Source organism: Kitasatospora sp. NPDC023118, assembly GCF_055560875.1.
The window spans coordinates 83,321-108,024 of sequence record NZ_JBVHHW010000023.1; the positions used below are offsets into that span (position 1 = coordinate 83,321).

Sequence of the window (24,704 nt, forward strand, 5' to 3'; positions counted from 1 at the left end):
CGGGGCTCAGGCCTCGGTGTTCTCCTCGGCCTTGTCCTCGGCGGCGGCCTCGACGGTCTCGCCCGTCTCGTCCTCCTCGTCGAAGTTGATCTCGTTGCCCTCGGTGTCGACGACCTTGGCGGCCTCGACCACGGTGGCCAGCGCCTTGCCGCGGGCGACCTCGCCGACCAGCAGCGGAACCTGGCCGCCCTGGACGACCTGCTGGGCGAACTGGTCCGGGGTGAGGCCGGAGCCGGCGGCGCGGCGGATGAGGTGCTCGGTGAGCTCCTCCTGGTTAACACCCAGCTCCTCGTTGGCGACGATCTGGTCCAGGACGAACTGGGTCTTGATGCCCTTCTTCGCCTGCTCCTCGATCTCCGCGTCCCACTCCTCGCGGGTCTTGCCCTGGGTCTCCAGGTAGGTGTCGAGGTTCAGGCCCATCGGCTCGAGCTGGTGGTGCTCGACGTTGTGCTTGCGGGTCTCGATCTCGTCCTTGAGGAGCTTCTCGGGGTACTCGATCTCAACCAGCGCGAGCAGCGCGTCCAGCACCTTCTCCTGGGCCTGGGTGGCCTGGTCGTACTCCTTCATGCGCTCCAGGCGCTTGCGGGAGTCGGCGCGCAGGTCCTCCAGGGTGTCGAACTCGCTGGCCAGCTGGGCGAACTCGTCGTCCAGCTCCGGCAGCTCCTTCTCCTGGACGGCGGTGACGGTGACGGTGACCTCGGAGGTCTTGCCCGCCTGGGTGCCACCCTTGAGCTCGGTGCTGAAGGTCTTCTCCTCGCCGGCGGACAGGCCGGTCACGGCCTCGTCGATGCCGTCGATCAGGCGGCCCGAGCCGATCTCGTAGCTGACGCCGTTCGCGGTGCCGTCCTCCGGCACCTCGCCGTCGACCTTGGCGACCAGGTCCACGACCACGATGTCGCCGGCAGCGGCGGCGCGCTCGACGTCCTTGACCGAGGAGAAACGCTCGCGCAGCTGCTCGAGCGACTTCTCGATGTCCTCGTCGGAGACGGCGATCGGGTCGACGGTCACCTCGATGGAGGAGAACTCCGGCAGGGTGATCTCCGGGCGGATGTCCACCTCGGCGGTGAACTTCAGGTCACCTCCGTCGGCGATCTTCTCGACACCCTCGATGTTGGTGATGTCGGGCTGGCCGAGGACCTCGATCTTGCCCTCGTCGACGGCCTGCGTGTAGAAGCGCGGCAGGGCGTCGTTGACGGCCTCCTCCAGCACGGCGCCACGGCCGAAACGCTGGTCGATGACGCGAGCCGGGATCTTGCCCTTGCGGAAGCCCGGAACCGTGACCTGCTGGTTGATCTTCTTGTACGCCGCGTCGAGGCTGGGCTTGAGCTCCTCGAAGGGCACCTCGACGGTGAGTCGAACCCGGGTCGGGTTCAGAGTCTCGACGGCGCTCTTCACGGTTAGGTCTCCTATGGGCTTGCGGTCAGATTGTCTCCGCCCGGTCCGTTCCGTTCGGCCGGGGCCGGTACGGGCGGTTCGGGCGAGACGGGCGATGGGCGGTTGGAGCTGCATCTCCCGTGGGCGGACGGTGAGCGTGACTCCTCGCCCTCGTGCGGTTGACCTGGGTGGACGCCACAGGGACTACCGCCAGCGCCCCATCCTACCGGTACCACGAAAGGCGGACGCCAGGCGCCACCGTACCGCCCTGACAGAACAGGGTCCCGCCCCGATGGGCGAGACCCTGCCGCACTCACTGTCGGGGTGACCGGATTCGAACCGACGGCCTTCCGCTCCCAAAGCGGACGCGCTACCAAACTGCGCCACACCCCGTGGTGCCGAGAGGAAGCGTACACGCCGGGCCTGCACGGCTCGCCGACTATTTCGGGGCGGGGCGCACGCGGGTCCGCGAGGAATGCGGTGTGCACAGGAGCGACCGGACCAGGTACGCTGTCTCCCGAACTTCCGGCCGGAGACGGCCCGGGGGATCGCGCGGGCGTAGCTCAATGGTAGAGCCCTAGTCTTCCAAACTAGTCACGCGAGTTCGATTCTCGTCGCCCGCTCTTCCGGTCCGGCCCCGGTGCGCCCAGCGCACCGGGGCCGTCGGCGTTTTCGGCGCGTCCGGGGCTCCCGGCGGGATCAGAGCCCGAGCCGGGCGGCCCGGGCGGCGGCCCGGTCGAGCAGCAGGTGGACGTCACCCTCCCGGGTGGTGGGGCGGTCGTTGTACTCGTCCGGGGAGCGCGCCGGGCGTCCGGTGGCGTGCAGCACCTCCATCAGCTGGGCCCGGGCGGTGCGCACGGTCGCCGGGGTGCCGTAGCCGTAGGCCAGGACGGCGGCCTGGGCGCCGAGCAGGCAGACCCGGCCGGAGTGGTCCCACATCGCGCCCTGCAGCCAGCCGTGGGCGCCGATGAAGCGGGAGGCGAGCCGCAGGTGGTCGGCGGCGCTGACCGGGACGGGACGGGCGGGGCGGCGCAGCGCCCGGTCGAGCAGGGTGGCCCGGGGCGCCGGGTGGCCGGCGTTCCAGGGGCGCAGGGTGCTGCCGTACCGGCAGACGTACGGCGCCGGGGTGCGCGCGGGGGCGGGCAGCGAGGCGAGGTACGCCTCGATCTCGGCGACCAGGCCGGAGCCGTCCGGGCCCGCCGGCAGCCCTGGCAGGGGGGGCGGGAGCGGCGGAAGGGGCGTCAGGTCGATGCGGGGCATGCGGGCTCTCCAGACGGGCGGCCTTCAGGTTCCGCTCCCCAAACTGGGGCATTCAGGACATTTTCGCGACCGGAGGGTGGGCCCGCGCGAACGGTTTCCCGGTTGGCGGTCGGGCCGATAGCCTCGGCGGCGTTCGAGCGCAGTTCGAGCGTGGCCGCAGCCGGCGCGCTCCCTAGGTGGAGGAGTCCCGGTGCGTCCGCAGGAGCGACTGGCCGTCATACAGCGCTGCGTGGTCCGGGAGATGGCGCGACTGGGTCAGGAGTTCCATCCGGACGGCGAGGTCGTGCGCGGCCCGGGCACCACGGCGGTGGCGGTGCGCGAGCACCCCGGGGACGACGGCGCCGGGCACGTGGACCTCGGCTTCGTGCTGCAGCTGGGCCGGGCGGACGCGCCGGTGGTGTGGGACTGCGCGGCGGGCCTCGGCAAGACCGAGGAGGAGAAGCTCGCGAACGCGGTGAAGATGTGGGCGACCACCACCGCCTCGGTGCTGGTCGAGCTGGCCGAGGGCCGCGGGGTGCACGCCGACCACGCCGATCTGCCCGAACTCCCGGGCTGGCACGCGGTGCAGGGGCCGGCGGCGGTGTTCGGCTTCGGCAACGAGCACCTGGCGGCCTGGCTCGCCGAGCACCGGGTGCTGCCGGCGCTGGCACCCGCGCTGCGGGCGGAGCTGGCCGGGCCGGGCCCGGTGGGGGTGAAGCTCTTCCTGGGCGGGAAGGCGGGCGACGACGTCGCCGAGGTCCGGGTGGGCGGCGAGGTGTCGGAGGCGGCCTCCGCGGCGCTGCGCGCGCTGGACTGGCCGCGGGGCGAACGACTGTGCTGGGCACGGTTGTTCGTGCTGTTGACGGCGGGGCGGGCACCGGTCACGGCCGCGCCGGCGGGTGCCGCGGCACCCGCACCCCTGCGCGTCCCGGCCCCGGCGGCGATGCGCCCCCGGGGTCTGTTCGCCCGCTGGCGGGAGGCCCGACGGGCCGGCCGGTGACCGTGACTCGCCCGCTCGCCCCCTTCGGCTCGAGGCCGGCAGGGTGCGAGAGCCCGGCGGCCCGGGCCCGGTCAGCCGCCGGTGATGCTGGAGATGCTGTGCGCCAGGTTGGACAGCAGGGAGTTGATCGAGCCCGCCATGGTCGTCTCGTGCAGCATGAAGCCGAACAGGGCGGCGACGATGCCATGGGCGATCTTCATCTGCTTGTTCCGGATGAAGATGATGCACAGGATCGCGAACAGGACCAGCGCGGAGACGGAGAGTGCCACCCGGACTCACTTCCTCGTTTCATAGCGTGGTGCCGCCGCCCGGCGGCACCTGCGAAGCCGGACCCCGGCCTGTCCGACGGTCCCGAGGCGGAATCGCGGACCGTCCGGCGCAGCGCCGGTGAGGGAGCCCACGCTTGACCACTGTCTGCCGTGCCGCACGTGTCGCCCCCCATCCCCCGAATCCTGAACAGTCCCGCCCGGACTCAGTGTGGTCGACCGTGCCGATTGCGTAAAGGTCTGACAGTCAGCCCAACGCCGATATCCTGCGATGCGAGACGAGTTTCCGCCGACCGGGACGATATCGGAGCCGGTCTGACGAATCGTCGGCGGGGCGTGCTGAGCGGCCGGGAAACGCCCGGAGGCGGGGAGCGGAAGCCGCTGATCCGGTCAGCCGACGGGGCGCCCGATATGGCCGAAGATCAGCTGCCAGGCTTGACAGCGACGCTGCCGGTGGCATGTGTCACCGGCCTGCCGTCAGTCGCGCCAGAGCAGCAGGACCGCGCGGTCGTCGTTGATGTCCCGGGCCACCGTCTCGATCAGCGCGGCCGCGGCCCCCGCGCCGCTGCCCGGGCCGCCGCCGGGGACCAGCCGGTCCGCCTCCCCCATCAGCCGGTCCATGCCCTCGGCGAGGTCCCGGCCCGGCGCCTCCACCATGCCGTCGGTGCACAGCATCAGCACGTCGCCGCGGTTCAGCCGGCCGCGCACGCCCTCGAACTTGGCGCCGTCGTAGATCCCGAGCAGCGGGCCCTCGGCCTGCTTGACCTCCCAGCGCCCGGCGCCGGCCAGTCGCTGCATGCCCGGCAGGTGCCCGGCCGAGAGCAGTTCGTACTCGCCGGTGTCCAGGTCCAGGACCAGGTGGACGGCGGTGGCGAAGCCCTCCTCCCAGGACTGGCGCAGCAGGTATCCGTTGGCGGCGGGCAGGAAGTCGTGCGCGGGCAGCGAGCCGACCAGGCCGCCGAAGGCGCCGGAGAGCAGCAGCGCCCGGGAGCCGGCGTCCATGCCCTTGCCGGAGACGTCCGCGAGGACCACCTCCAGCAGCCGCTGGCCGGGGCCGGTGCGGGCGGCCACCACGAAGTCCCCGGAGAAGGACTGCCCGCCGGCCGGGCGCAGCGCCATGTCGGCGTGCCAGCCGTCCGGCAGCCGGGGCACCCGGCTCTGCACCCGCAGCCGCTCGCGCAGGTCGAACAGCATGGTGGAGCCGCCCCACCAGGGAACGCCGACCCGGGCCCGGAACTGGGCCAGCAGCAGGCCGCCCACCCCGGCGGCGCCGACCACCAGGGCGGCGCCCGGGGTCACGCCGTAGACGTAGGCCTCCGGGTTCTCGCTGGCGACCCGCTGGCCGGTGTGGATCACGGACTCGGCGGACAGCCCGAGGGCGGCCAGCGCGTAGAGCACCACCAGGCTGCCGGGGCGCAGCAGCAGCGCGCCGGCCAGGATCGGCAGGACCAGGGCGGTGGGCGGGGCCCAGTCGGGGATCCAGACGTTGAGCAGGATCAGCAGCGGGACGAGCAGGGCCAGCGCGCAGAGCACCGGCCAGTCGGCGGCGCCGCCGCGGAAGTAGTCGACGCCGGCCGTGCGCAGCCTTCGGCGGACCCGGCGGAGCCTCTTGCGCAGCCGGGCCGTCACGGGCTCGGACGCCGGGGCGGCGCCGGGCCTCGTCGCAGTCGTCTGGGGCGGTGCGCCCGGCGGTCTGCCAGCCATGGAGCCCGACCCTATCCACGGGTGCGGCCCGGCGTCGACGGCCCGGGGGCGGGCGGCGATGTCGACGCGCGGGGGGCTCGGCGGGTTTCGGCCGATCGGAGCGGTGCCGGGCGCGCCGTCAGGAGGCGTGCGCCGGTTGGGCGTACGGAGCCTGCGGGTGGCGTGCACGCCCCGCGTGCGGGGGTGTGCGTGCGCCGGGGCCTTGTGGCCGATCCCACAGGTCCGGGGCCGGGGCGGGTCTCGCGGATCTTCGCCGCGCCCCCGGGCGCAAACGGCGGCGGCCGGTCGCACGCGGGGTGCGGCCGGCCGTCGTGGGCGGGTGGGTGGCGGGATCAGCCCTGCGGGTGGTGGGCCGGGATCGGCGGGAGTTCGCCGGTGGTCTCGTACTCGCTCAGCATCTCGATCCGGCGGGTGTGCCGCGGCTCGCCGCTGTAGGGGGTGTCGAGGAAGACCTCGACGAACTTGGTGGCCTCCTCCAGCGTGTGCATGCGGCCGCCGATGGAGATCACGTTGGCGTTGTTGTGCTGACGGCCGAGCTCGGCGGTCTGCACGCTCCAGGCCAGCGCCGCACGGACGCCCTTGACCTTGTTGGCGGCGATCGCCTCGCCGTTGCCCGAGCCGCCGATCACGATGCCCAGGGCCTCCGCGTCGGCGGCGGTGCGCTCGGCGGCGCGCAGGCAGAACGGCGGGTAGTCGTCCTCGGCGTCGTAGATGTGCGGCCCGCAGTCGACCGGCTCGTGGCCGGCCTCCTTCAGCCACTCCACCAGGTGGTTCTTCAGTTCGTATCCGGCATGGTCGGAGCCCAGGTACACGCGCATGCCATGAGTGTGGCATGCGCGTGCGCCCGGGCCCGACAACGGGGCGTCAGCGCTTGCCGAGCAGCTTCCAGGCCAGCGGCAGGGCGCCGGCGGCGAAGGCGGCCTTGAGCGCGTCGCCGACCAGGTACGGGTAGAGGCCGAGCTCGGCGGCGCGGGCGAGCGGCACGTGCAGGGTGAAGGCCAGGTACGGGACGCCGACCGCGTAGATGGCGAGGCTGCCGAGGACCATGGTGACGGCGGTGTTCACCGGGGTGCGGTCGGCGCCGCGGCGGGCCAGCGCGCCGGTCAGGGCGGCGGCGAGGACGAAGCCGAGCACGTAGCCGAAGGAGGGCATGGCCCAGCCGGAGGTGCCCTCGGCGAACCAGGGCATGCCCGCCATGCCGGCCAGCAGGTAGAGGGCGAGCGAGGCGACGCCGCGGCGGGCGCCGAGCGCGGTGCCGACCAGCAGGGCGGCGAAGGTCTGGCCGGTGACCGGCACCGGCGAGCCGGGGACGTTGACCGACAGCTGGGCGGCCACACCGGTCAGCGCGGCGCCGCCGACCACCAGGGCGAGGTCACGGGCCTGCGTGCCGAGGCGGGTGGAGGCGGCGGGCAGCAGGTCGGCGAGGACGGCGCGGCGCGCTATCGGGGTGGTGGCAGTGGCCATCGGGGGATCCTCCGTACGGGTCCAGGTGAGTGAACACCTGTGAACCTACGCGGTGATCCACTGCGCCGCCGCCACGGTTTCGGACAAAGCCCCGCCCTCGGGCGTTGTCGGAACCGACCCGAAACGACGTTCCGTAATCGGTCGATCACGCCGGGGTGCGGCCCGGTCCGCATGGTGGGCCGGAAGTGGACATTGTTGGCATGACCAAAGGGGTCCCCGGATATTGGACAGCTCATGCCGCATTCCGCACAGTCTGGATCCTCCCCTATGGCCCCCACCTCCGCGCCCTCGGCGTCCGGGACCACCGGCCCCGCCCAGCCGGACGCCGGCCCGGCGTCCGGCCACCAGCTCAGCCACGGGCTCAAGCAGCGCCACCTGTCGATGATCGCCCTCGGCGGCGTCATCGGCGCCGGCCTGTTCGTCGGCTCGGGCGCCGGTATCGCGGCCGCCGGTCCGGCGATCATCCTGGCCTTCACCCTCTCCGGCCTGCTGGTCATGCTGATCATGCGGATGCTCGGGGAGATGTCCGCCGCCCGCCCGGCCTCCGGCTCGTTCTCGGTGCACGCCGAGAAGGAGATCGGCCCCTGGGCCGGGATCACCGCCGGCTGGATGTACTGGGTGATGCTCTGCTGCGGCGTCGCCGCCGAGGCCACTGCGGCCGGGAAGATCGTCAACGGCTGGGTTCCCGGTGTCTCCGCCTGGGTCTGGGTCGGCCTGTTCATGGTCTTCTTCTGCGTCAGCAACCTGACCGCGGTGAAGAACTTCGGCGAGTTCGAGTTCTGGTTCGCCACCATCAAGGTCGCCGCGATCGTCGCCTTCCTGGTCCTCGGCGCGCTCGGCGTCGCCGGGGTGATCGGCCCCGGCGCCCCTGGCGCGGGCAACCTCACCGGGCAGGGCGGCTTCCTGCCCAACGGCGTCAGCGGGCTGATCGTCGGCCTGCTCGCCTCGGTGTTCGCCTACGGCGGCCTGGAGACGGTGACCATCGCCGCGGCCGAGTCCGACGACCCCAAGAAGAACGTCGCCAACGCGGTGCGCACGGCGGTGTGGCGGATCGCGATCTTCTACATCGGCTCGATGGCCCTGGTGGTCACCCTGGTCTCCTGGAAGGACCCGGCGGTCGTCGCCGACGGCCCGTACGTCACGGTGCTGCGCCACCTCGGGGTGCCCGCGGCCGGGACGATCATGGAGGCGGTGGTGCTGGTCGCGCTGCTGTCCGCCATGAACGCCAACATCTACGGCGCCTCCCGGATGGCGTACTCGCTGGTCGGCCGCGGCCAGGGCCCCAAGGCGCTGGCCAAGGTCAGCGGCGGGGTGCCGCGCCGGGCCGTGCTGGCCTCCTGCCTGTTCGGCTTCGGTGCCGTGCTGGCCGCCAAGTTCTGGCCCGCCACCGTGTTCACCTGGCTGATGAACACCACCGGCGTGGCGATCCTGGTGGTCTGGCTGTTCATCTGCATCGTCCAGTTGCGGATGCGCCGCCGGCTGGAGCGCGAGGCGCCCGAGCTGCTCACCGTGAAGATGTGGGGCTACCCCTACCTGACCTGGATCGCGATGGCCGCCGTGGTCGGCATCCTCGCGCTGATGACCACCACCGAGGGCGACCGCCAGCAGCTGTACGCGGCCGGGGTGCTGGTCGCGCTGCTGAGCGCCGCCGGCCTGCTCAAGCAGCGCCGGGACGCGGCCGCGCGCTGAGCCCCGGACACGTGGAAGGGCCCGGTACCGGGCCCTTCCACGTGCCGGACGGACCTACTCGAAGGACGGGCCCGCCGTACGGGTGCGCTTGATCTCGTAGAAGCCCGGGGTGGAGGCCACCAGCAGGGTGCCGTCCCAGAGCCGGGCCGCGGCCTCGCCCTTCGGGGCCGGGGTGACGACCGGGCCGAAGAAGGCCACCCGCTCGCCGTCCGCGCCCTCGACCGCGATCACCGGGGTGCCGACGTCCTCGCCGACCAGGGTGATGCCCTCCTTGTGCGAGGCGCGCAGGGCCTCGTCGTACGCGTCGGTGTCGGCCGCGTCCGCCAGCTCGGCGGGCAGGCCGGCGGCCACCAGGGCGGCCTGGACGGTCTCCCGGTTCTGCGGCAGGCCCTGGTTGTGGAAGCGCAGGCCCAGCTCGGTGTAGAGCCGGCCCAGCACCTCCTCGCCGTGCTGCTGGGCGGCCGCGATGCAGACCCGCACCGCGCCCCAGGCGTTGTCCAGCAGCTCGCGGTACTCCTGCGGCAGGTCGCGGTGCTCGTTGAGCACCGACAGGCTCATCACGTGCCAGTTCACGTCGACCGGGCGCAGCTGCTGGACCTCGATCAGCCAGCGGGACGTCATCCACGCCCACGGGCAGGCCGGGTCGAACCAGAAGTCGGCGGTCTTGCGCTCAGCGGCAGTCGTCACTGGGTCTCGTCCTTCGTGCGGTGATCCGAGGCGGCGGGGCCCCCATCCGTACCAGCAGGGCCCCACCCAGCCCCAACACCCGTCCGGCGCCGGTGATTCCGGCCCCGACCCGACGGCCTGTGCAATGGTACTGGCCAGGGCTGGCGTGAAAGGATGCCCGTGCGTGCGCGGCGCACACCGCGCACGGGACATCCACAGACGCACCACCGTGCGAGCCGGACAAAGGAGTACCGCCGTGCCGGGCAAGAACCTGAGCCGCGACGAAGCACAGCAGCGAGCCGGCATCCTGGCCGTGGACGGCTACCGGGTCCGGCTGGACGTGACCTCGGCCCCCGACCCGGCCGCCGCCACCTTCCGCTCCACCACCACCGTCGCCTTCCGCTGCTCCCAGCCCGGCGCCGCCACCTTCCTCGACCTGCTCGCCCCGGCCGTCCGCTCGATCACCCTCAACGGCCGCGCCCTGGACCCGGCGACCGCCTACGACGGCGCCCGGGTGCACGTCGACGACCTGGCCTCGGAGAACGTCCTCACCGTCGAGGCCGACTGCGCCTACAGCCGCACCGGCGAGGGCCTGCACCGCTTCGTCGACCCGGCGGACGGCGAGACCTACCTCTACACCCACTACGAGCCGGCCGACGCCCGCCGGGTGTTCGCGAACTTCGAACAGCCAGACCTGAAGGCCCCGTTCAGCTTCACGGTGACCGCCCCGGCAGCCTGGGACGTGTGGTCCAACGCCGTGCACGAGCGCGTCAGCGCGACTGGGCCCCTCTCCCCCAGCCCGGCGGCCGGGAGGTACCCCCAGCCCGAGGGCGGGCAAGGAAGGAGCGCGGCCGAGGAAGGCGCCGCCCGCACCTGGGAGTTCGCGCCGACCAAGCCGATCCCCACCTACCTCACCGCCGTGGTGGCCGGCCCGTACCACGTCGCCCGCGACCACTACAGCCGCGAACTCGCCGACGGCACCACCCTGGAGATCCCGCTCTCCGCGATGTGCCGCAAGTCGCTCGCGCCGTACTTCGACGCGGAGGAGATCCTCGGCGTCACCAAGCTCGGACTCGACTTCTTCCACGAGGAGTTCGACTTCCCGTACCCCTTCGGCAAGTACGACCAGGCCTTTGTCCCCGAGTACAACATCGGTGCGATGGAGAACCCGGGCTGCGTGACCTTCAAGGAGGAGTTCGTCTTCCGCTCGAAGGTCACCGACGCCGCCTACGAGGCCCGCGCCAACGTCGTCCTGCACGAGATGGCGCACATGTGGTTCGGCGACCTGGTCACCCCGCGCTGGTGGGACGACCTGTGGCTGAAGGAGTCCTTCGCCGACTTCATGGGCTCCTACGGCCTGATCGGCGCCCGCACCCGGTACTCCTCCGCCTGGGTCACCTTCGCCAACCAGCGCAAGGCCTGGGCCTACCGCCAGGACCAGTTCCCCACCACCCACCCGATCACCGCCGACATCCGCGACCTCGAGGACGCCAAGCTCAACTTCGACGGCATCACCTACGCCAAGGGCGCCTCCGTCCTCAAGCAGCTGGTCGCGTACGTCGGTTCGGAGGCCTTCTTCGAGGGCGCCCGCCGCTACTTCAAGCGGCACGCCTTCGGCAACACCGAACTGGCCGACCTGCTGGACGTGCTGGAGGAGACCAGCGGACGCGACCTGAAGAGCTGGGCCGCCGCCTGGCTGCAGACCGCCGGGGTCAACGCGCTCACCCCGCAGGTCACCACCGACGCCGAGGGCCGGATCACCGAGCTGGCCGTGCTCCAGGACGGCGACGTACTGCGCCCGCACCGGATCGCGGTCGGCCTGTACGACCGTGACGCCGACGGCGCCCTGGTGCGCACCGAGCGGATCGAGCTGGACGTCACCGGCGCCCGTACGGTCGTCACCGAGGCGGCCGGCCGCCCGCGCCCGGCCCTGGTCCTGCTCAACGACGAGGACCTGACGTACTGCAAGATCCGCTTCGACTCCGACTCGCTGGAGGTCCTGCGCACCGGCCTCGGCGACATCCGCGACGAGCTGGCCCGCGCGCTCGCCTGGTCCGCCGTCTGGAACCTCACCCGGGACGGCCTGATGCCGGCCCGCGACTACGTCGCCCTGGTGCTGCGCTTCGCCGGCCAGGAGGGCAACATCGGCGTGCTGCAGTCGCTGCACGCCCAGGCCAAGACCGCCGTCGACCTGTACGCCGCCCCCGAGTGGCGCGCCGAGGGTGCCCGGCAGCTCGCTGACGGCGCCCTGCGCGAGCTGCGCGAGGCCGTCCCCGGCAGCGACCACCAGCTGGCCTGGGCCCGCTTCCTGGCCCAGACCGCGGGCGGCGCCGAGCACCTCGGCCTGGTCCGTGGCCTGCTGACCGGCAGCGCCAGGATCGACGGGCTGGAGGTCGACCAGGAGCTGCGCTGGTCGCTGTGGCTGGCGCTGGCCGCCGCCGGGCAGGCCGCCGACGAGGAGCTGGCCGAGGAGCTGGCCGCCGACAACACCGCGGGCGGCAAGCGCCAGTACACCCAGTGCCTGGCCGCCCGGCCCACCCCGGAGGCCAAGGCCGCCGCCTGGTCGGCCGTGCTCGACTCGGACGAGCTGCCGAGCGCCCTGGTCGAGGCCAACACCGCGGGCTTCTCGATCCCGGCCCAGCGCGACCTGACCGTCCTCTACGCGGCGCCGTACTTCAAGCTGCTGGAGAAGGTCTGGGCCGAGCGGACCATCGAGATCGCGATGCGGATCGTCGGCGGCTTCTTCCCGATCGCCCAGACCGACGAGCAGACCCTGGCCGAGGCCGACGCCTGGCTGTCCGGCCACCCGCAGGCGGCGCCGGCGCTGCGCCGCCTGGTGCTGGAGCGCCGGGACGACCTGGCCCGCGCGCTGCGGGCGCAGGCCTGCGACCGCGCCTGATCCACGGGTGCCCGAGGGCCCGCCGTGCTCGGGCGGGCCCTTCGGTGTGGACCACGGCAGCGTCGACTCCGCTCGGTCAGCGTCGCCGGCCCCTTCGCAGGCGAGGAAAGCGCGAGGAGGCCGGACCGCGGGTGCGGTCCGGCCTCCCTGAGTCGCTCAGGCTCAGCCGCTGTGCCTGATCAGCCGATGAGCGAGCGCAGCACGTACTGCAGGATGCCGCCGTTGCGGTAGTAGTCCGCCTCACCGGGGGTGTCGATGCGGACGACCGCGTCGAACTCCTTCTCACCGGCCTTGACCTTGACGGTCTTGGGGGTACGGCCCTCGTTGAGCTCGGTCACGCCGGTGATGGAGAAGGTCTCCTCGCCGGTCAGGCCGAGGGAGTCGGCGTTCTCGCCCTCCGGGAACTGCAGCGGCAGGACGCCCATGCCGATCAGGTTCGAGCGGTGGATGCGCTCGTAGGACTCGGCGATGACGGCCTTGACGCCGAGCAGCGCGGTGCCCTTGGCGGCCCAGTCGCGGGACGAGCCGGAGCCGTACTCCTTGCCGGCCAGGACGACCAGCGGGGTGCCGGCGGCCTGGTAGTTCTGCGAGGCGTCGTAGATGAACGACACCGGGCCGTCGGCCTGGGTGAAGTCGCGGGTGTAGCCGCCCTCCGTGCCCGGCGCGATCTGGTTGCGCAGACGGATGTTGGCGAAGGTGCCGCGGATCATGACCTCGTGGTTGCCACGGCGCGAGCCGTAGGAGTTGAAGTCACGCTTCTCGACGCCGTTGGCGGTCAGGTACTGCGCCGCCGGGGTGCCCGGCTTGATGTTGCCGGCCGGGGAGATGTGGTCGGTGGTGACCGAGTCGCCCAGCTTGGCCAGGACGCGGGCGTCGGCGATGTCGGTCACCGGGCTCGGGGTCTTGGCCATGCCCTCGAAGTACGGGGGCTTGCGGACGTAGGTGGACTCGGCGTCCCACTCGAAGGTGTTGCCGGTCGGGACCGGGAGCGACTGCCAGCGGTAGTCACCGGCGAAGACGTCCTGGTAGCCCTTGTCGAACATGTCCTGGTCGATGGAGCTCGCGACGACGTCGGCGACCTCCTGCTCCGACGGCCAGATGTCGGCGAGGAAGACGTCGTTGCCGTCGGCGTCCTTGCCCAGGGCGTCCTTGGTGATGTCGACGTTCATGTTGCCGGCGAGGGCGTAGGCGACCACCAGCGGCGGGGAGGCCAGGTAGTTCATCTTGACGTCGGGGTTGATCCGGCCCTCGAAGTTGCGGTTGCCGGAGAGCACCGAGACGACCGCGAGGTCGGACTCGTTGACGGCGGCCGAGACCTCCTCGGGCAGCGGGCCCGAGTTGCCGATGCAGGTGACGCAGCCGTAGCCGACCAGGTTGAAGCCCAGCTTCTCCATGTACGGGAGCAGGCCGGCCTTCTCGTAGTAGTCCATGACGACCTTGGAGCCCGGCGCCAGGGTGGTCTTGACCCAGGGCTTGACCTGCAGGCCCCGCTCCACGGCCTTCTTCGCCAGCAGGGCGGCGCCCAGCATGACGGAGGGGTTGGAGGTGTTGGTGCAGGAGGTGATCGAGGCGATCACGACCGCGCCGTTGTCGATCTCGTAGGTCGAGCCGTCGGGGGCGGTGACGGCGGTCGGCTTCGAGGCCTCGGCGGAGTAGGTCGGCAGCGTCTCGGCGAACTTCTGGGCGGCCTCGGCCAGGATCACGCGGTCCTGCGGGCGCTTCGGGCCGGAGATCGACGGGACGACGGTGGAGACGTCCAGCTCCAGGTACTCGGAGTAGACCGGCTCGGCCGACGGGTCGTGCCAGAGGCCCTGCTCCTTGGCGTACGCCTCGACCAGGGCGAGCTGCTGCTCGTCGCGGCCGGTGAGCTTCAGGTAGTTGATGGTCTCGGCGTCGATCGGGAAGATCGCGCAGGTCGAGCCGAACTCCGGCGACATGTTGCCGATGGTGGCGCGGTTGGCCAGCGGGATGGCGCCGATGCCGTCGCCGTAGAACTCGACGAACTTGCCGACCACACCGTGCTTGCGCAGCATCTCGGTGATGGTGAGCACCAGGTCGGTGGCGGTGGTGCCGGCCGGCAGCTGGCCGGTCAGCTTGAAGCCGACCACGCGCGGGATCAGCATGGAGACCGGCTGGCCCAGCATCGCGGCCTCGGCCTCGATGCCGCCGACGCCCCAGCCCAGCACGCCCAGGCCGTTGACCATGGTGGTGTGCGAGTCGGTGCCGACGCAGGTGTCCGGGTAGGCCTGGCCGCCGCGGACCATGACGGTGCGGGCCAGGTGCTCGATGTTCACCTGGTGGACGATGCCGGTGCCCGGCGGGACGACCTTGAACTCGTCGAAGGCGGTCTGGCCCCAGCGCAGGAACTGGTAGCGCTCCTTGTTGCGGCCGTACTCGATCTCGACGTTCTGGGTGAAGGCGTCCTTGGTGCCGAACTTGTCGGCGATGACGGAGTGGTCGATGACCAGCTCGGCCGGGGCCAGCGGGTTGATCTTGGCCGGGTCGCCGCCCAGCTCCTTGACGGCCTCACGCATGGTGGCGAGGTCGACCACGCACGGCACACCGGTGAAGTCCTGCATGATCACGCGGGCCGGGGTGAACTGGATCTCCTGGCTCGGCTGGGCGTCAGCGTCCCAGTTGCCGAGGGCGCGGATGTGGTCGGCGGTGATGTTCGCGCCGTCCTCCGTGCGGAGCAGGTTCTCCAGCAGCACCTTGAGGCTGTAAGGCAGCCGCTCGGAACCCTCGACGGCGGAGAGCTTGAAGATCTCGTACGACTCGTCGCCCACCTGCAGCGAGCTGCGGGCGTCGAAGCTGTTCGCGGACACGACTGACTCCTTCTGGGTGCTTCGTGCTTAATCCGGCCGTCACGCGGTGGTAAGGTCAGCCTTACTTAGGCTGACCTTGCCCGCATCGGCGGCGAGCGCCTCTCGGCAAGTATCTTGATGTCGAGATATATCGTAAGGGGCAGTTATCTCGATGTCGAGATAAACCATAGTGCATGCCGCCGCCATCACCACCGCAGGCATGCCCCGGGGTACGACGGCGCAGGTCACCGGCCGTCCGGGCCGCGGCGCTTGCGCTCCAGCCGGATCAGCCAGACCGCTCCCGCCACGACGGCGGCCGCCACCAACAGCACCACCACCAGCTCACCACCGGAGCCGCCGGTCGGCGAGGGGGCGATGTCCGCCAGCAGGGTCATCGTGCTCATTCCTTCTCCTCCTCATCCGCCTGGTCCGCGCCCAGGCCCAGGACCGACATCAGCAGCACGGGGAACTCCAGATAGGCGTGGTAACCGGCCAGCGCCGCGTACACCGAGCGCCCCTGGGCGTAATCCACGGCGAACAACAGGGCCAGCAGCGCGGCCACGTAGCGCAGTTCCAGCACGCTGTGCAGCAGGCCGAAGGCGGCCAGACCCAGCACCGCCAGACCGGTCGGCGCGCGCAGGGCCAGCGCCAGCGCCAGTACGGCCGACAGCGCGAAGCCCGCGAACGGCGCGGCGGACAGCCGGGCCGTCGGGCCGGGCGCGGGCCAGGGGCCGACTCCGGTGCCCGCTCGGATCCCCGTGGTCGCCATGCTCCCCCTCCCCGTGGCACCATCCCCGCCGTGCGCTACCCGGTGGCCCTCGCCCTCACCCTGCTGACCGAGACGCCCGTCTACACCGCCGCCCTCACCCGGATCGGGCGGGTGCGCCCGGCGCGGGCCGCCGCAGCCGGCGTGCTGGTCAACCTGGTGACGCATCCGCTGCTCTGGTGGACCCTCCGGCACTGGACCGACGGGCCCGCCGCAGCGCACTGGACGGGCTTCGCGCTCAGCGAGACGTCGGTCGTCGTGGTCGAGGCACTGCTGCTGTGCCCGATCACCGGACTGCGCCCGCGCGCCCCGCTGTCCTGGATCGCCTCCCTCACCGCCAACGCGGCCTCGCTGCTGGCGGGGCTGCTGCTCGGGATCTGACCGCCGACGGCCCGTAACGCGGTCTCCGGGTTCGGGCGTCTAGCCGTGCGCAGAGGGCGCGCCGTGCGCAGATGGTGCGGAGCCCACCACATCACCGGGTTCGAGGGGACAGCAGTGATCAGGAAGACGCGACGGGCCGAGGAGAGCGCGGAGTTCGAGAGCTTCGCGCACAGCCGGGGGCAGCGACTCTTCCGCACCGCCGTACTGCTGTGCGGCGACTGGCACCTCGCCGAGGACCTCACCCAGGTCACCCTGGCCAAGCTCTACGCCTCCTGGTCCAAGGTCCGCCGGGCCGAGAACCAGGACGCGTACGCCCGCAGCACACTCGTCCGCTCCTACCTCTCCCACCGCCGGCTGCGCCGCACCGGCGAACGACCGGCCCTCGGCGAACTGCCGGAGGGCGTCTCCCCCGAGGGCGACCCGGCACTGCGCGTCACCCTGCTCACCGCCCTCGCCGAACTTCAGCCCCGGGACCGGGCCGTACTCGTCCTGCGCTACTGGGAGGACCGCAGCGTCGAGGAGACCGCCGCCGAACTCGGCCTGAGCACCGGGGCGGTGCGCAGCCAGGCCCTGCGCGCCCTCGGCCGGCTGCGCACGGTCCTCGGCCCGGACGCGGCCGAGCAGCTCACCCGCTCCTGAGGCGTGTCCCCCCACCAGGTATCTGAAAGGAACCCGACCATGAACGAACCGGACGCGGACGGCCGGAAGCTGTCCACCACCTTCGAACAGGCGATGGACGGCGTCGGCCTGGACCTGGGCCCGCTGGTCGCCGGCGCGGCCGCACAGGGCCGCTCGATCCGGCGCCGGCGCCGGCTGACGACGGCCGTCGCCGTGACCGCGGTGGCCGCGCTGGCCGTCGGGGGCACGGTCGCCCTGCGGACGGACGGCGGGGACGGGGGTGCGGCCGCAGTCGCCGCTTCCTCCGCCACCGCCTCCCCGAGCGCCACCGCCTCCCCGAGCGCCACCTCCTCCCCCGCGCCGACCCCCAGCCGGCGGTTCCCGCAGCCGCTCCAGCGGACGGACGACACCACCGAGCCGCCGCTGCCGGGCAGCGGCCCCCACGCCGGCAAGGTCGCCCTGACCGGCCGCGCCGCGCTGTCCGTCCTGACCCGGGCGCTGCCCTCGGACGGACGGACCTCCGGCTACTCCGGCCACTCCGCCCTGATCAAGGCGAACGCCGAGGACCCCGGAAGCGTCCTGGTCATGGCCAGCACGCTCTACGACGACGGCGCCGGCCCGGCCGACGTCCGGATCATGATCGAGGGGAACCTCGGCACCCACCTCGACCCCAGCTCCCGCCCCGGCCTGGACGGCCTGTTCAGCTGTGACGCGCTGAACCACGGCAACCAGTTCCGCTACTGCTCCGACAGCGTGCTCCCGGGCGGCGGCCGGCTGCTGCTCGTCGAACGGGTGGTGGGCGACGTCCTCTCGCGCGAGGTCAGCGTGCTGCGGCCCGACCAGGCCAGGGTGACGGTCAGCGCCATCAACACGGCAGAGGTCGCCGAGCACGCCAAGGTCCAGGTGGTCCGGGACGGGCTGCCACTCAGCCTCGACCAGTTGAAGGCCGCCGCGATGTCCGCCGACCTGCAGCAGTGGATCACCCCCGAGCAGGCGAAGCAGGCCGAGCAGACGATCCGGCCGTTCCACGACGACACTCCGGGGCGCACCGCGCCGTCCGGCTCCGCGACCCCGAAGCCCGGCTCCACCGGCTGAGGGCCCGCCGGGTACGGTGGCCGGTGTGGTGACTGGCAGAGGGGGTCGGCGATGATCGTGGTGGACGCATCCGCGCTGGTGCTGGCGCTCGCCGACCAGGGCCCGCGCGGGGCCCGGGCCCGGGCCGAACTCGCCTCCGACGGCGAGTGGTTGGCGCCCGAGCACATCGTCATCGAGGTGATGCAGTCGCTGCGCGGGCTCTACCTGGCCAAGGAGCTGACCGCCGAGCGGGTCGCCGAACTCACCGGGGAACTCGCGGCGGTGAGGATCCGCAAGGTCGAAGTGGCGCCGCTGCTCGGCCGGATCTGGGAGCTCAAGGACAACCTCACGCCTGACGACGCCGCGTACGTCGCGGTCGCCGAGCAGTACGGGGTGCCGCTGGTCACCGCAGACCTGCGGCTGATGCGGGCCAGCGGGCCGCGCTGCGAGATCCGGGGGATCCGGCGGGACGCGGACTGAGGGTGCCCTCGGCGCGAGGCGCGAGGCGGGCTCAGGGTGTCCTCAGCGCCAGGCGCGAGGCGGACTGACGGTGTCCTCGGTGCTCCGGCCGCGTTAGCAGGGTGACCGTCGCCCTGCCCGTGGAAGGCCAGTCCCGATGCCCGCTCCGTTCGCCGCCGCCCTGCTGCCGCTGGCCCTGCTCGCCCCCGCCGCCTCGCCGGTCTCCGTCCTGGAAGCCCACTTCGACCCGGCGACCGCCTTCGTCCCGCCGGCCGCGATCAGCTACGCGGACGACCTGGTGCCGTACGGCTCGCACGCCCGGATGGTCACCGACCGCTCGGTGCCCGGGCGGACGGTGGTCACCCTGACGGTGGCCGGGCTCGCCCCCGGCCACGAGTTCCCGGTGCACCTGCACACCGGCGGCTGCGGGGCGGACCCGGCCGCCTCCGGCCCGCACTACCAGGACGTGGTCGACCCGGTGCAGCCGTCCACCGACCCGGCGTACGCCAACGACCGCAACGAGCTGCGGCTGGTGCTGCGCACCGACGAGCGGGGCGGGGACACCGCCTCGGCCGCGGTGGACTGGCAGCCGCGGCCGGGCGAGGCGCGCTCGCTGGTGCTGCACGCGGGCACCCCGGCCGGGCCGCACGCGGCGGGCGACCGGGTGGCCTGCGTCCGGCTGGAGAAGTAGCCGGTCGGCTCCCGGGGGACAGCCGGACCGTTCGCTCAGGAGCCCAGGGTGGCGACCAGGACCGCCTTGATGGTGTGCAGGCGGTTCTCGGCCTGGTCGAACACGATGGAGTGCGCCGACTCGAACAGCTCGTCGGTGCACTCCAGCTCGGTCATGCCGGTCACCTCGTACATCTGCCGTCCGACCACGGTGCCGAGGTCGTGGAACGCGGGCAGGCAGTGCAAGAACTTCACGTCCGGGTTGCCGGTCGCCCGGACGGTGTCCATCGACACCTGGTACGGCTTGAGCAGCTCGATCCGCTCTGCCCAGACCTCCTTGGGCTCGCCCATCGACACCCAGACGTCGGTGTAGAGAAAGTCGGCGCCGGCCACGCCCTCGGCCACGTCCTCGGTCAGGATGATCCGCGCGCCGGTCTCCTCGGCCAGCTGCTGGGCGGCCTTGCGCACGTCCTCGGTCGGCCAGAGGGCGCGCGGCGCGACGATCCGGATGTCCATGCCGAGCAGAGCGCCGGTCACCAGCAGCGAGTTGCCCATGTTGGAGCGGGCGTCGCCCAGGTAGGCGAGGGCGACCTCGGTGAGCGGCTTGGCGGTGTGCTCGGTGACGGTGAGCACGTCGGCCAGCATCTGGGTGGGGTGCCACTCGTCGGTCAGGCCGTTCCAGACCGGGACGCCGGCGTACTCGGCCAGCTCCTCGACGATCTCCTGGCCGTGGCCGCGGTACTCGATCCCGTCGAACATCCGGCCCAGCACCCGGGCGGTGTCCTTCACCGACTCCTTGTGACCGATCTGCGAGCCGGCCGGGTCCAGGTAGGTGGTGGTGGCGCCCTGGTCGTGGGCGGCGACCTCGAAGGCGCAGCGGGTGCGGGTGGAGGTCTTCTCGAAGATCAGCGCGATGTTCTTGCCGCGTAGCCGGGGCTGCTCGGTGCCCGCATACTTGGCCGCCTTGAGCCCGGCGGCGAGGTCCACCAGGAAGCGGAACTCCTGGGGCGTGAAGTCGAGCTCCTTGAGGAAGTGCCTGTTCCGGAGGTTGAAGGCCATACCGGGCTCCTGGGGTGACGGGACTACGGGGAAGCTGGCAAGTGTATACGATAAGTGGAATTTCTATACAGAATGGCGGTGAACGAAGGGGGAGCCCGGGGTCGGACTCCCCCTTCGCCGGCCGCTCCGGAGGTCCTCGCCGCCGGCCTGCCGCCCCCGCTACAGGCGCGGATCGACCGGCTCGGACTCCAGCGCCAGCACCGCGAACACCGGCTCGTGCACCCGCCACAGCGGCTCACCGGCCGCCAGCCGGTCCAGCGCCTCCAGGCCCAGCGCGTACTCGCGCAGCGCCAGCGAGCGCTTGTGGCCCAGCGAGCGCTGGCGCAGCCGGTCCAGGTGCCTGGTGTAGTCCGGGCCGTAGATGATCCGCAGGTACTCCCGGCCGCGCACCTTCACACCCGGCTGCACCAGCCCGCCCGGACGGCCCTCGCCGCGCACCGTCCGCGCCACCGAGGCCAGCGGCTTGACCACCATGCCCTCACCGCCCGCGCCGGTCAGCTCCTCCCACCAGGCTGTGGCGGCGGCCATCGAGGCCTCGTCCTCGGTGTCCACCAGGACTCGGCCGGTGCGGTGCAGCATCGGCTCCTTCCCGGCCGCGTTCCCGGCGGCGGTGGTGCCTGCGTCGGTGGTGCCGGCGGCGGTGGTGCCTGCGTCGGTGGTGTCTGCGGCCGCGTTCCCGGCGCCGGCGTTCCGCTCGTCGGCGTCCACCAGGCGGTCGATCCAGGCCAGGTGCTCGTCGTGCGGGCGCACCGCGAGGTTCGCCCCCTCGGCGGCCAGCAGCTGGAACGGCGCGAGCCGGATGCCCGACAGCCCCTCTGTCGGCCAGCAGTAGCGTCGGTAGGCCTCGGTGAACGCCGCCGCGTCGGCGGCGCGTCGGCGCTGGCGATCGGTCAGCTCCGCGAGGTCCAGCCCGCGCCCGGCGGCCCGCTCCAGCGCGGACAGCACCTCGGGCAGGGCGGCTCCGGCCGCCGCGCCGACCGCCGCGTACTGACGGCGCAGCAGCTCCACCGCCTTCAGTGACCAGGGCATCAGCTCGGCGTCCAGCAGCAGCCAGTCGGTGCCCAACTCCTCGAACAGCCCGGCGCGTTCGGCGGCCTCGCGGACCCGCCCGAGCACGGCTCCGGTCAGCTCCCCGTCGTTGAGGAAGGCCCGGCCGGTCCGGGTCCAGATCGCACCCGGCCCCGCCACCCCGAAGCGCCGCTCCAGCGCGGCGTCGTCCCGGGCGACCAGCAGCACCGCGCGCGAACCCATGTGCTTCTCCTCGCAGACCAGGTGCCGGACACCGTCCGCACGGTAGGCGAGGAAGGCCTCCTCCGGGTGCTCCAGGTAGCCGTCCCGGCGGGAGGTCGGGCTCGGCGCCATGGTCGGCGGCAGGTAGGTGAGCAGCCTCGGGTCCAGCGCGAAGCGGCTCATCACCTCCAGCGCGGCCACCGCGTTCTCCTCCCGGACGGCGACCCGCCCGTGCAGGCCGGTCTCCACGGTCCGGCGTCCGGCCACGTCGGCGAGGTCCAGCGGACGGCCCTCGCGGGCGCCCGGCGCGTCGGTGAGCAGCGGACGCACCGGCGCGTACCACTCCTGCTCGGCCTCGACGCTCACCAGCTCGCGCTCGGGGTAGCGCAGCGCGGTCAGGCTGCCGCCGAAGACGCAGCCGGTGTCCAGGCAGATGGTGTTGTTGACGAAGCTCGCGCTCGGCACCGGGGTGTGGCCGTAGACCACCAGCGCCCGGCCCCGGTACTCCTCGGCCCAGGGGTAGCGCACCGGCAGGCCGTACTCGTCGGTCTCGCCGGTGGTCTCCCCGTACAGGGCATGCGAGCGGACCCGGCCGGAGTTGCGGCCGTGGTACTTCTCCGGCAGGCCGGCGTGACAGACCACCAGGGCGCCGCCGTCCAGCAGGTAGTGGCTGACCAGGCCGCGCATGAAGGCGCGCACCTCGGCCCGGAACTCCTCGCTCTCCCCGGCCAGCTGGTCCAGCGACTCCTGGAGGCCGTGCGAGACGGTGACCTTCTTGCCGTCCATCGCCCGGCCGAGCTTGTTCTCGTGGTTGCCGGGCACACAGATCGCGTGACCGGCCGCCACCATCCCCATCACCAGGCGCAGCACGCCCGGGGTGTCGGGGCCACGGTCGACCAGGTCGCCGACGAAGACGGCGGTGCGGCCCGCGGGGTGGGCCGCGTCCACCGGGCGGCCCTCGGCGTCCCGGGTGAGGGTGTAGCCGAGGCGGGTGAGCAGGGTCTCCAGCTCGGAGCGGCAGCCGTGGATGTCGCCGACGATGTCGAACGGGCCGGTGAGGTGGCGCAGGTCGTTGTAGCGCTTCTCCAGCTCGATCTCGGCGGCCGCCACCTCGGCCTCACCACGTAGGATGTGCACCTTGCGGAAGCCCTCGCGCTCCAGGTCGCGCAGCGAACGGCGCAGCTCGCGGTTCTGCCGCGGGACGACGTGGGCGGCCAGCTGGCGGTCCGGGCGGGAGCGGTTGCGCTCGGCGCACACGCCGGGCGGGACGTCCAGCACGATCGCGATCGGCAGCACGTCGTGCTCGCGGGCGATCCTGACCAGCTGCTTACGGGCCTCCGGCTGGACGTTGGTGGCGTCCACGACGGTGAGGCGGCCGGCCGCGAGGCGCTTGCCGACGATGTAGTGCAGGAGGTCGAAGGCCTCGGCGGAGGCTGACTGGTCGTTCTCGTCGTCGGCGACCAGGCCGCGGCAGAAGTCGGAGGAGACCACCTGGGTGGGCAGGAAGTGGCGGCGGGCGAAGCTGGACTTGCCCGCGCCGCTGGTGCCGATCAGGACGACGAGGGAGACGTCGGTGACGGGGAGGCGGCGGGGGGTGGTGGTGCTCCCGGTTTCGTCGTTGGTCATCGAGGTCCGCCTCCTTCGGGCGTCGTGGTGTTGATGGCCGTGGTGATGGTCGTCGTGGCGTTGGTGGCCGTGGTGGTGGCGGCCGTGGTGGTGGCGGCCGTGGTGGTCCGGCCGGTACCGGAGCCGGAGCGGAACAGGGCGAGTTGGGTCGGGGCGCCGACCTCCTCGTCCTCGGGGCCGACCGGGCGCAGCTCGACCGTGTAGCCGTACGCGGCCGCGACCTTCTCGGCCCAGGCGCGGAACTCGGCGCGGGACCACTCGAAACGGTGGTCTGCGTGCCGGACGCTGCCCGCCGGGAGGCTCTCCCAGCGGACGTTGTACTCCACGTTGGGCGTGGTGACCACGACGGCCTTCGGGCGGGCGGCGCCGAACACCGCGTACTCCAGGGCGGGCAGCCGCGGCAGGTCCAGGTGTTCGATCACCTCACACAGCACCGCCGCGTCGTAGCCCTTCAGCCGGGCGTCGGTGTAGGTCAGCGCGCCCTGTGCCAGCGTCACCCGGGCCGCCTGCCGCTCGGGCAGGCGTTCCAGGCGCAGCTTGCGGTTCGCCGCCCGCAGCGCCCGCGCGGAGACGTCCACGCCGAGGATGTCGGTGAACCGGGCGTCCTTCAGCAGCTCGCCGATCAGCTCGCCCTGGCCGCAGCCGAGGTCGGCGACCCGGGCCGCGCCGGTCTCACCCAGGGCGGCAAGGACCGCGGCACGGCGCTGCTCGGCGAGGGAGGGCAGCCGGGGCTCCCGTCGCTCGCTGTTCTCGGCGGTCTCGGTGGTCCGGGCGGTCTCGGTGGTCCGGGCAGTCTGGGTGGTGTCGGTGGTCTGGGTGGCGTCGGTGGTCTGGGTGGCGTCGGTGGTTCCGGTGCTCTCCTCCTCCGGCCGGTCGTCGACCGCGTTGTCGATCTCCTCGACCTCGCGGTCGTCCGCCTCGGCCAGCCGGGCCAGCTCCAAGCACTCCATCGCCGCCCGGGTCAGCGACCAGCGCCGGGACAGGTAGCGGCGGGCGATCAGGGCGCGCTCCGGGTGGGCGGCCAGCCAGCCCTCGCCGGCGGCGAGCAGCTTGTCCACCTCGTCCGGGGCGACCCAGTAGTGCTTGGCGCCGTCCAGCACCGGCAGCAGCACGTACAGCTGCTGAAGCGCGTCGGCGAGCCGTACGGACTCCGAGGAGAGCGCGATCCGCACGTAGCGGGACTCGCCCCACTCCGGGAAGGCCTCGTCCAGCGGGATCGCCGTCGCCTCGACCCGCCAGCCCAGCGGTTCGAACAGCCGGGCCACCATGGCCGGGCCGCCGCCCTCGCCCGGGCTGTTCGCGGGCACGGCGGGCAGCTCGATCCGCAGCGGGCGGGCCTGCCTCGGAAGTTCGGGGCGGGCCGGGCAGGCGCCCCTCATCGCGGACCGGAACACCGTCCGCAGCGCCACCGCGAGCAGCGAGGACGCGGCGTACGGGCGGTCGTTGACGTACTGCGCGAGGGCGAAGTCGGGCGAGCCGCCGCGGCTCTTGCCGTTGCCCCGACCCTTGCGGACGAGGGCGATCGGGTCGATGTCCAGTAGCAGCGCCGCCGTGCAGACCTCGTCCCTCGCCTCGGGGTAGAAGACGTGGGCCTCGCCGTGCGACGTCGTGAACCGCTGGACCTTGCCGGGATGCTTGTGCAGCAGGAACCCGAGATCCGTGGCCGGGACCTCGGCGCTGCCGGTGGTGGAGATCGACATGAACACCCGCCGAAGTA

21 protein-coding genes and 2 tRNA genes are annotated in these 24,704 nt (G+C 72.5%); 9 read left to right on the forward strand and 14 right to left on the reverse strand.

All coding sequences use genetic code 11. From position 1 onward, the window contains the following. Positions 1 to 6: 6 nt before the first annotated feature. Both tig and ACZ3UD_RS26950 read right to left on the reverse strand, forming a co-directional pair. Entirely contained in the window at positions 7 to 1,395 is a 1,389-nt protein-coding gene (tig, locus tag ACZ3UD_RS26945; protein WP_465592826.1) for a trigger factor, read from the reverse strand. 298 nt (positions 1,396 to 1,693) lie between these two features. Next, positions 1,694 to 1,767: transfer RNA gene (locus ACZ3UD_RS26950), tRNA-Pro, on the reverse strand. 159 nt (positions 1,768 to 1,926) lie between these two features. Between ACZ3UD_RS26950 and ACZ3UD_RS26955 the strand changes: the two genes are divergently transcribed. Beyond that, a tRNA-Gly gene (locus ACZ3UD_RS26955) sits at positions 1,927 to 1,997 on the forward strand. A gap of 76 nt (positions 1,998 to 2,073) precedes the next feature. Here ACZ3UD_RS26955 and ACZ3UD_RS26960 read toward each other — a convergent pair. Further along, on the reverse strand, positions 2,074 to 2,634 hold the full coding sequence (locus tag ACZ3UD_RS26960) for a DUF6197 family protein (RefSeq protein WP_465592829.1): 561 nt from the start codon (positions 2,632 to 2,634) through the stop codon (positions 2,074 to 2,076). A 190-nt stretch (positions 2,635 to 2,824) separates the two neighbouring features. On the opposite strand from ACZ3UD_RS26960, the gene ACZ3UD_RS26965 reads away from it, so the two are divergent. After that, the gene (locus ACZ3UD_RS26965) at positions 2,825 to 3,613 is read left to right on the forward strand and encodes a DUF6348 family protein (protein ID WP_465592832.1); all 789 of its coding nucleotides are present in this window, start codon (positions 2,825 to 2,827) and stop codon (positions 3,611 to 3,613) included. Between the two features lie 71 nt (positions 3,614 to 3,684). Here the strand turns inward: ACZ3UD_RS26965 and ACZ3UD_RS26970 are convergent, their stop codons facing one another. The 4 genes from ACZ3UD_RS26970 to ACZ3UD_RS26985 form a co-directional block, all read right to left on the reverse strand. Continuing rightward, positions 3,685 to 3,882: a hypothetical protein gene (locus ACZ3UD_RS26970; protein ID WP_380613713.1), complete on the reverse strand. Its 198-nt coding sequence runs from the start codon at positions 3,880 to 3,882 to the stop codon at positions 3,685 to 3,687. Between the two features lie 474 nt (positions 3,883 to 4,356). Then, entirely contained in the window at positions 4,357 to 5,583 is a 1,227-nt protein-coding gene (locus tag ACZ3UD_RS26975; protein ID WP_380613712.1) for a PP2C family protein-serine/threonine phosphatase, read from the reverse strand. A 332-nt stretch (positions 5,584 to 5,915) separates the two neighbouring features. Then, the gene (locus ACZ3UD_RS26980) at positions 5,916 to 6,401 is read right to left on the reverse strand and encodes a ribose-5-phosphate isomerase (protein WP_465592836.1); all 486 of its coding nucleotides are present in this window, start codon (positions 6,399 to 6,401) and stop codon (positions 5,916 to 5,918) included. Positions 6,402 to 6,447: 46 nt separating this feature from the next. After that, positions 6,448 to 7,047 (reverse strand): biotin transporter BioY, encoded by a 600-nt coding sequence (locus ACZ3UD_RS26985; protein WP_465592839.1) that lies wholly within the window; start codon positions 7,045 to 7,047, stop codon positions 6,448 to 6,450. A gap of 267 nt (positions 7,048 to 7,314) precedes the next feature. Here ACZ3UD_RS26985 and ACZ3UD_RS26990 point away from each other — a divergent pair, with 267 nt between their 5' ends. Continuing rightward, positions 7,315 to 8,736, forward strand: a complete 1,422-nt coding sequence (locus ACZ3UD_RS26990) for an amino acid permease (protein ID WP_465592842.1) — start codon at positions 7,315 to 7,317, stop codon at positions 8,734 to 8,736. A gap of 54 nt (positions 8,737 to 8,790) precedes the next feature. On the opposite strand, the gene ACZ3UD_RS26995 is transcribed toward ACZ3UD_RS26990, so the two are convergent. Further along, a complete protein-coding gene (locus ACZ3UD_RS26995; RefSeq protein WP_465592845.1) occupies positions 8,791 to 9,423 on the reverse strand; it encodes a mycothiol-dependent nitroreductase Rv2466c family protein in 633 nt (210 codons plus the stop codon). A 235-nt stretch (positions 9,424 to 9,658) separates the two neighbouring features. On the opposite strand from ACZ3UD_RS26995, the gene pepN reads away from it, so the two are divergent. Then, positions 9,659 to 12,301: an aminopeptidase N gene (pepN, locus tag ACZ3UD_RS27000; RefSeq protein ID WP_465592848.1), complete on the forward strand. Its 2,643-nt coding sequence runs from the start codon at positions 9,659 to 9,661 to the stop codon at positions 12,299 to 12,301. 179 nt (positions 12,302 to 12,480) lie between these two features. Here the strand turns inward: pepN and acnA are convergent, their stop codons facing one another. From acnA to ACZ3UD_RS27015, 3 genes are all read right to left on the reverse strand, one after another. Then, on the reverse strand, positions 12,481 to 15,126 hold the full coding sequence (gene acnA, locus ACZ3UD_RS27005) for an aconitate hydratase AcnA (protein WP_465592851.1): 2,646 nt from the start codon (positions 15,124 to 15,126) through the stop codon (positions 12,481 to 12,483). 224 nt (positions 15,127 to 15,350) lie between these two features. Then, the gene (locus tag ACZ3UD_RS27010; protein WP_380613705.1) at positions 15,351 to 15,509 is read right to left on the reverse strand and encodes a hypothetical protein; all 159 of its coding nucleotides are present in this window, start codon (positions 15,507 to 15,509) and stop codon (positions 15,351 to 15,353) included. Further along, the gene (locus tag ACZ3UD_RS27015; protein WP_465592854.1) at positions 15,506 to 15,874 is read right to left on the reverse strand and encodes a hypothetical protein; all 369 of its coding nucleotides are present in this window, start codon (positions 15,872 to 15,874) and stop codon (positions 15,506 to 15,508) included. Before ACZ3UD_RS27015 ends, ACZ3UD_RS27010 begins: the two co-directional genes overlap by 4 nt. A 30-nt stretch (positions 15,875 to 15,904) precedes the next feature. On the opposite strand from ACZ3UD_RS27015, the gene ACZ3UD_RS27020 reads away from it, so the two are divergent. From ACZ3UD_RS27020 to ACZ3UD_RS27040, 5 genes are all read left to right on the forward strand, one after another. Beyond that, on the forward strand, positions 15,905 to 16,252 hold the full coding sequence (locus ACZ3UD_RS27020) for a hypothetical protein (protein WP_465592857.1): 348 nt from the start codon (positions 15,905 to 15,907) through the stop codon (positions 16,250 to 16,252). Between the two features lie 114 nt (positions 16,253 to 16,366). Continuing rightward, positions 16,367 to 16,891 (forward strand): SigE family RNA polymerase sigma factor, encoded by a 525-nt coding sequence (locus tag ACZ3UD_RS27025; protein ID WP_465592860.1) that lies wholly within the window; start codon positions 16,367 to 16,369, stop codon positions 16,889 to 16,891. Positions 16,892 to 16,930: 39 nt separating this feature from the next. Further along, the gene (locus ACZ3UD_RS27030; protein ID WP_465592863.1) at positions 16,931 to 17,965 is read left to right on the forward strand and encodes a hypothetical protein; all 1,035 of its coding nucleotides are present in this window, start codon (positions 16,931 to 16,933) and stop codon (positions 17,963 to 17,965) included. A 51-nt stretch (positions 17,966 to 18,016) separates the two neighbouring features. Further along, the gene (locus tag ACZ3UD_RS27035) at positions 18,017 to 18,424 is read left to right on the forward strand and encodes a type II toxin-antitoxin system VapC family toxin (protein WP_465592867.1); all 408 of its coding nucleotides are present in this window, start codon (positions 18,017 to 18,019) and stop codon (positions 18,422 to 18,424) included. A gap of 136 nt (positions 18,425 to 18,560) precedes the next feature. Further along, on the forward strand, positions 18,561 to 19,094 hold the full coding sequence (locus ACZ3UD_RS27040) for a superoxide dismutase family protein (protein WP_465592874.1): 534 nt from the start codon (positions 18,561 to 18,563) through the stop codon (positions 19,092 to 19,094). Between the two features lie 35 nt (positions 19,095 to 19,129). On the opposite strand, the gene argF is transcribed toward ACZ3UD_RS27040, so the two are convergent. The 3 genes from argF to ACZ3UD_RS27055 all read right to left on the reverse strand — a co-directional run bounded on the left by argF (position 19,130) and on the right by ACZ3UD_RS27055 (position 24,693). Then, the gene (gene argF / locus ACZ3UD_RS27045; RefSeq protein ID WP_465592877.1) at positions 19,130 to 20,131 is read right to left on the reverse strand and encodes an ornithine carbamoyltransferase; all 1,002 of its coding nucleotides are present in this window, start codon (positions 20,129 to 20,131) and stop codon (positions 19,130 to 19,132) included. A 159-nt stretch (positions 20,132 to 20,290) separates the two neighbouring features. Next, positions 20,291 to 22,987 (reverse strand): polynucleotide kinase-phosphatase, encoded by a 2,697-nt coding sequence (locus ACZ3UD_RS27050; protein WP_465592880.1) that lies wholly within the window; start codon positions 22,985 to 22,987, stop codon positions 20,291 to 20,293. Then, positions 22,984 to 24,693 (reverse strand): 3' terminal RNA ribose 2'-O-methyltransferase Hen1, encoded by a 1,710-nt coding sequence (locus ACZ3UD_RS27055; RefSeq protein ID WP_465592883.1) that lies wholly within the window; start codon positions 24,691 to 24,693, stop codon positions 22,984 to 22,986. Before ACZ3UD_RS27055 ends, ACZ3UD_RS27050 begins: the two co-directional genes overlap by 4 nt. Between the last annotated feature and the right edge of the window lie 11 nt (positions 24,694 to 24,704).

Coding starts and splice junctions, on each gene's coding strand:
- argF (WP_465592877.1), bottom strand. CDS start 20,131: ATGGCCTTCAACCTCCGGAACAGGCACTTCCTCAAGGAGCTCGACTTC.
- ACZ3UD_RS26985 (WP_465592839.1), bottom strand. CDS start 7,047: ATGGCCACTGCCACCACCCCGATAGCGCGCCGCGCCGTCCTCGCCGAC.
- ACZ3UD_RS27010 (WP_380613705.1), bottom strand. CDS start 15,509: ATGAGCACGATGACCCTGCTGGCGGACATCGCCCCCTCGCCGACCGGC.
- ACZ3UD_RS26960 (WP_465592829.1), bottom strand. CDS start 2,634: ATGCCCCGCATCGACCTGACGCCCCTTCCGCCGCTCCCGCCCCCCCTG.
- ACZ3UD_RS27040 (WP_465592874.1), top strand. CDS start 18,561: ATGCCCGCTCCGTTCGCCGCCGCCCTGCTGCCGCTGGCCCTGCTCGCC.
- ACZ3UD_RS27035 (WP_465592867.1), top strand. CDS start 18,017: ATGATCGTGGTGGACGCATCCGCGCTGGTGCTGGCGCTCGCCGACCAG.
- ACZ3UD_RS26980 (WP_465592836.1), bottom strand. CDS start 6,401: ATGCGCGTGTACCTGGGCTCCGACCATGCCGGATACGAACTGAAGAAC.
- ACZ3UD_RS27030 (WP_465592863.1), top strand. CDS start 16,931: ATGAACGAACCGGACGCGGACGGCCGGAAGCTGTCCACCACCTTCGAA.
- ACZ3UD_RS26975 (WP_380613712.1), bottom strand. CDS start 5,583: ATGGCTGGCAGACCGCCGGGCGCACCGCCCCAGACGACTGCGACGAGG.
- ACZ3UD_RS27015 (WP_465592854.1), bottom strand. CDS start 15,874: ATGGCGACCACGGGGATCCGAGCGGGCACCGGAGTCGGCCCCTGGCCC.
- ACZ3UD_RS27050 (WP_465592880.1), bottom strand. CDS start 22,987: ATGACCAACGACGAAACCGGGAGCACCACCACCCCCCGCCGCCTCCCC.
- ACZ3UD_RS26990 (WP_465592842.1), top strand. CDS start 7,315: ATGGCCCCCACCTCCGCGCCCTCGGCGTCCGGGACCACCGGCCCCGCC.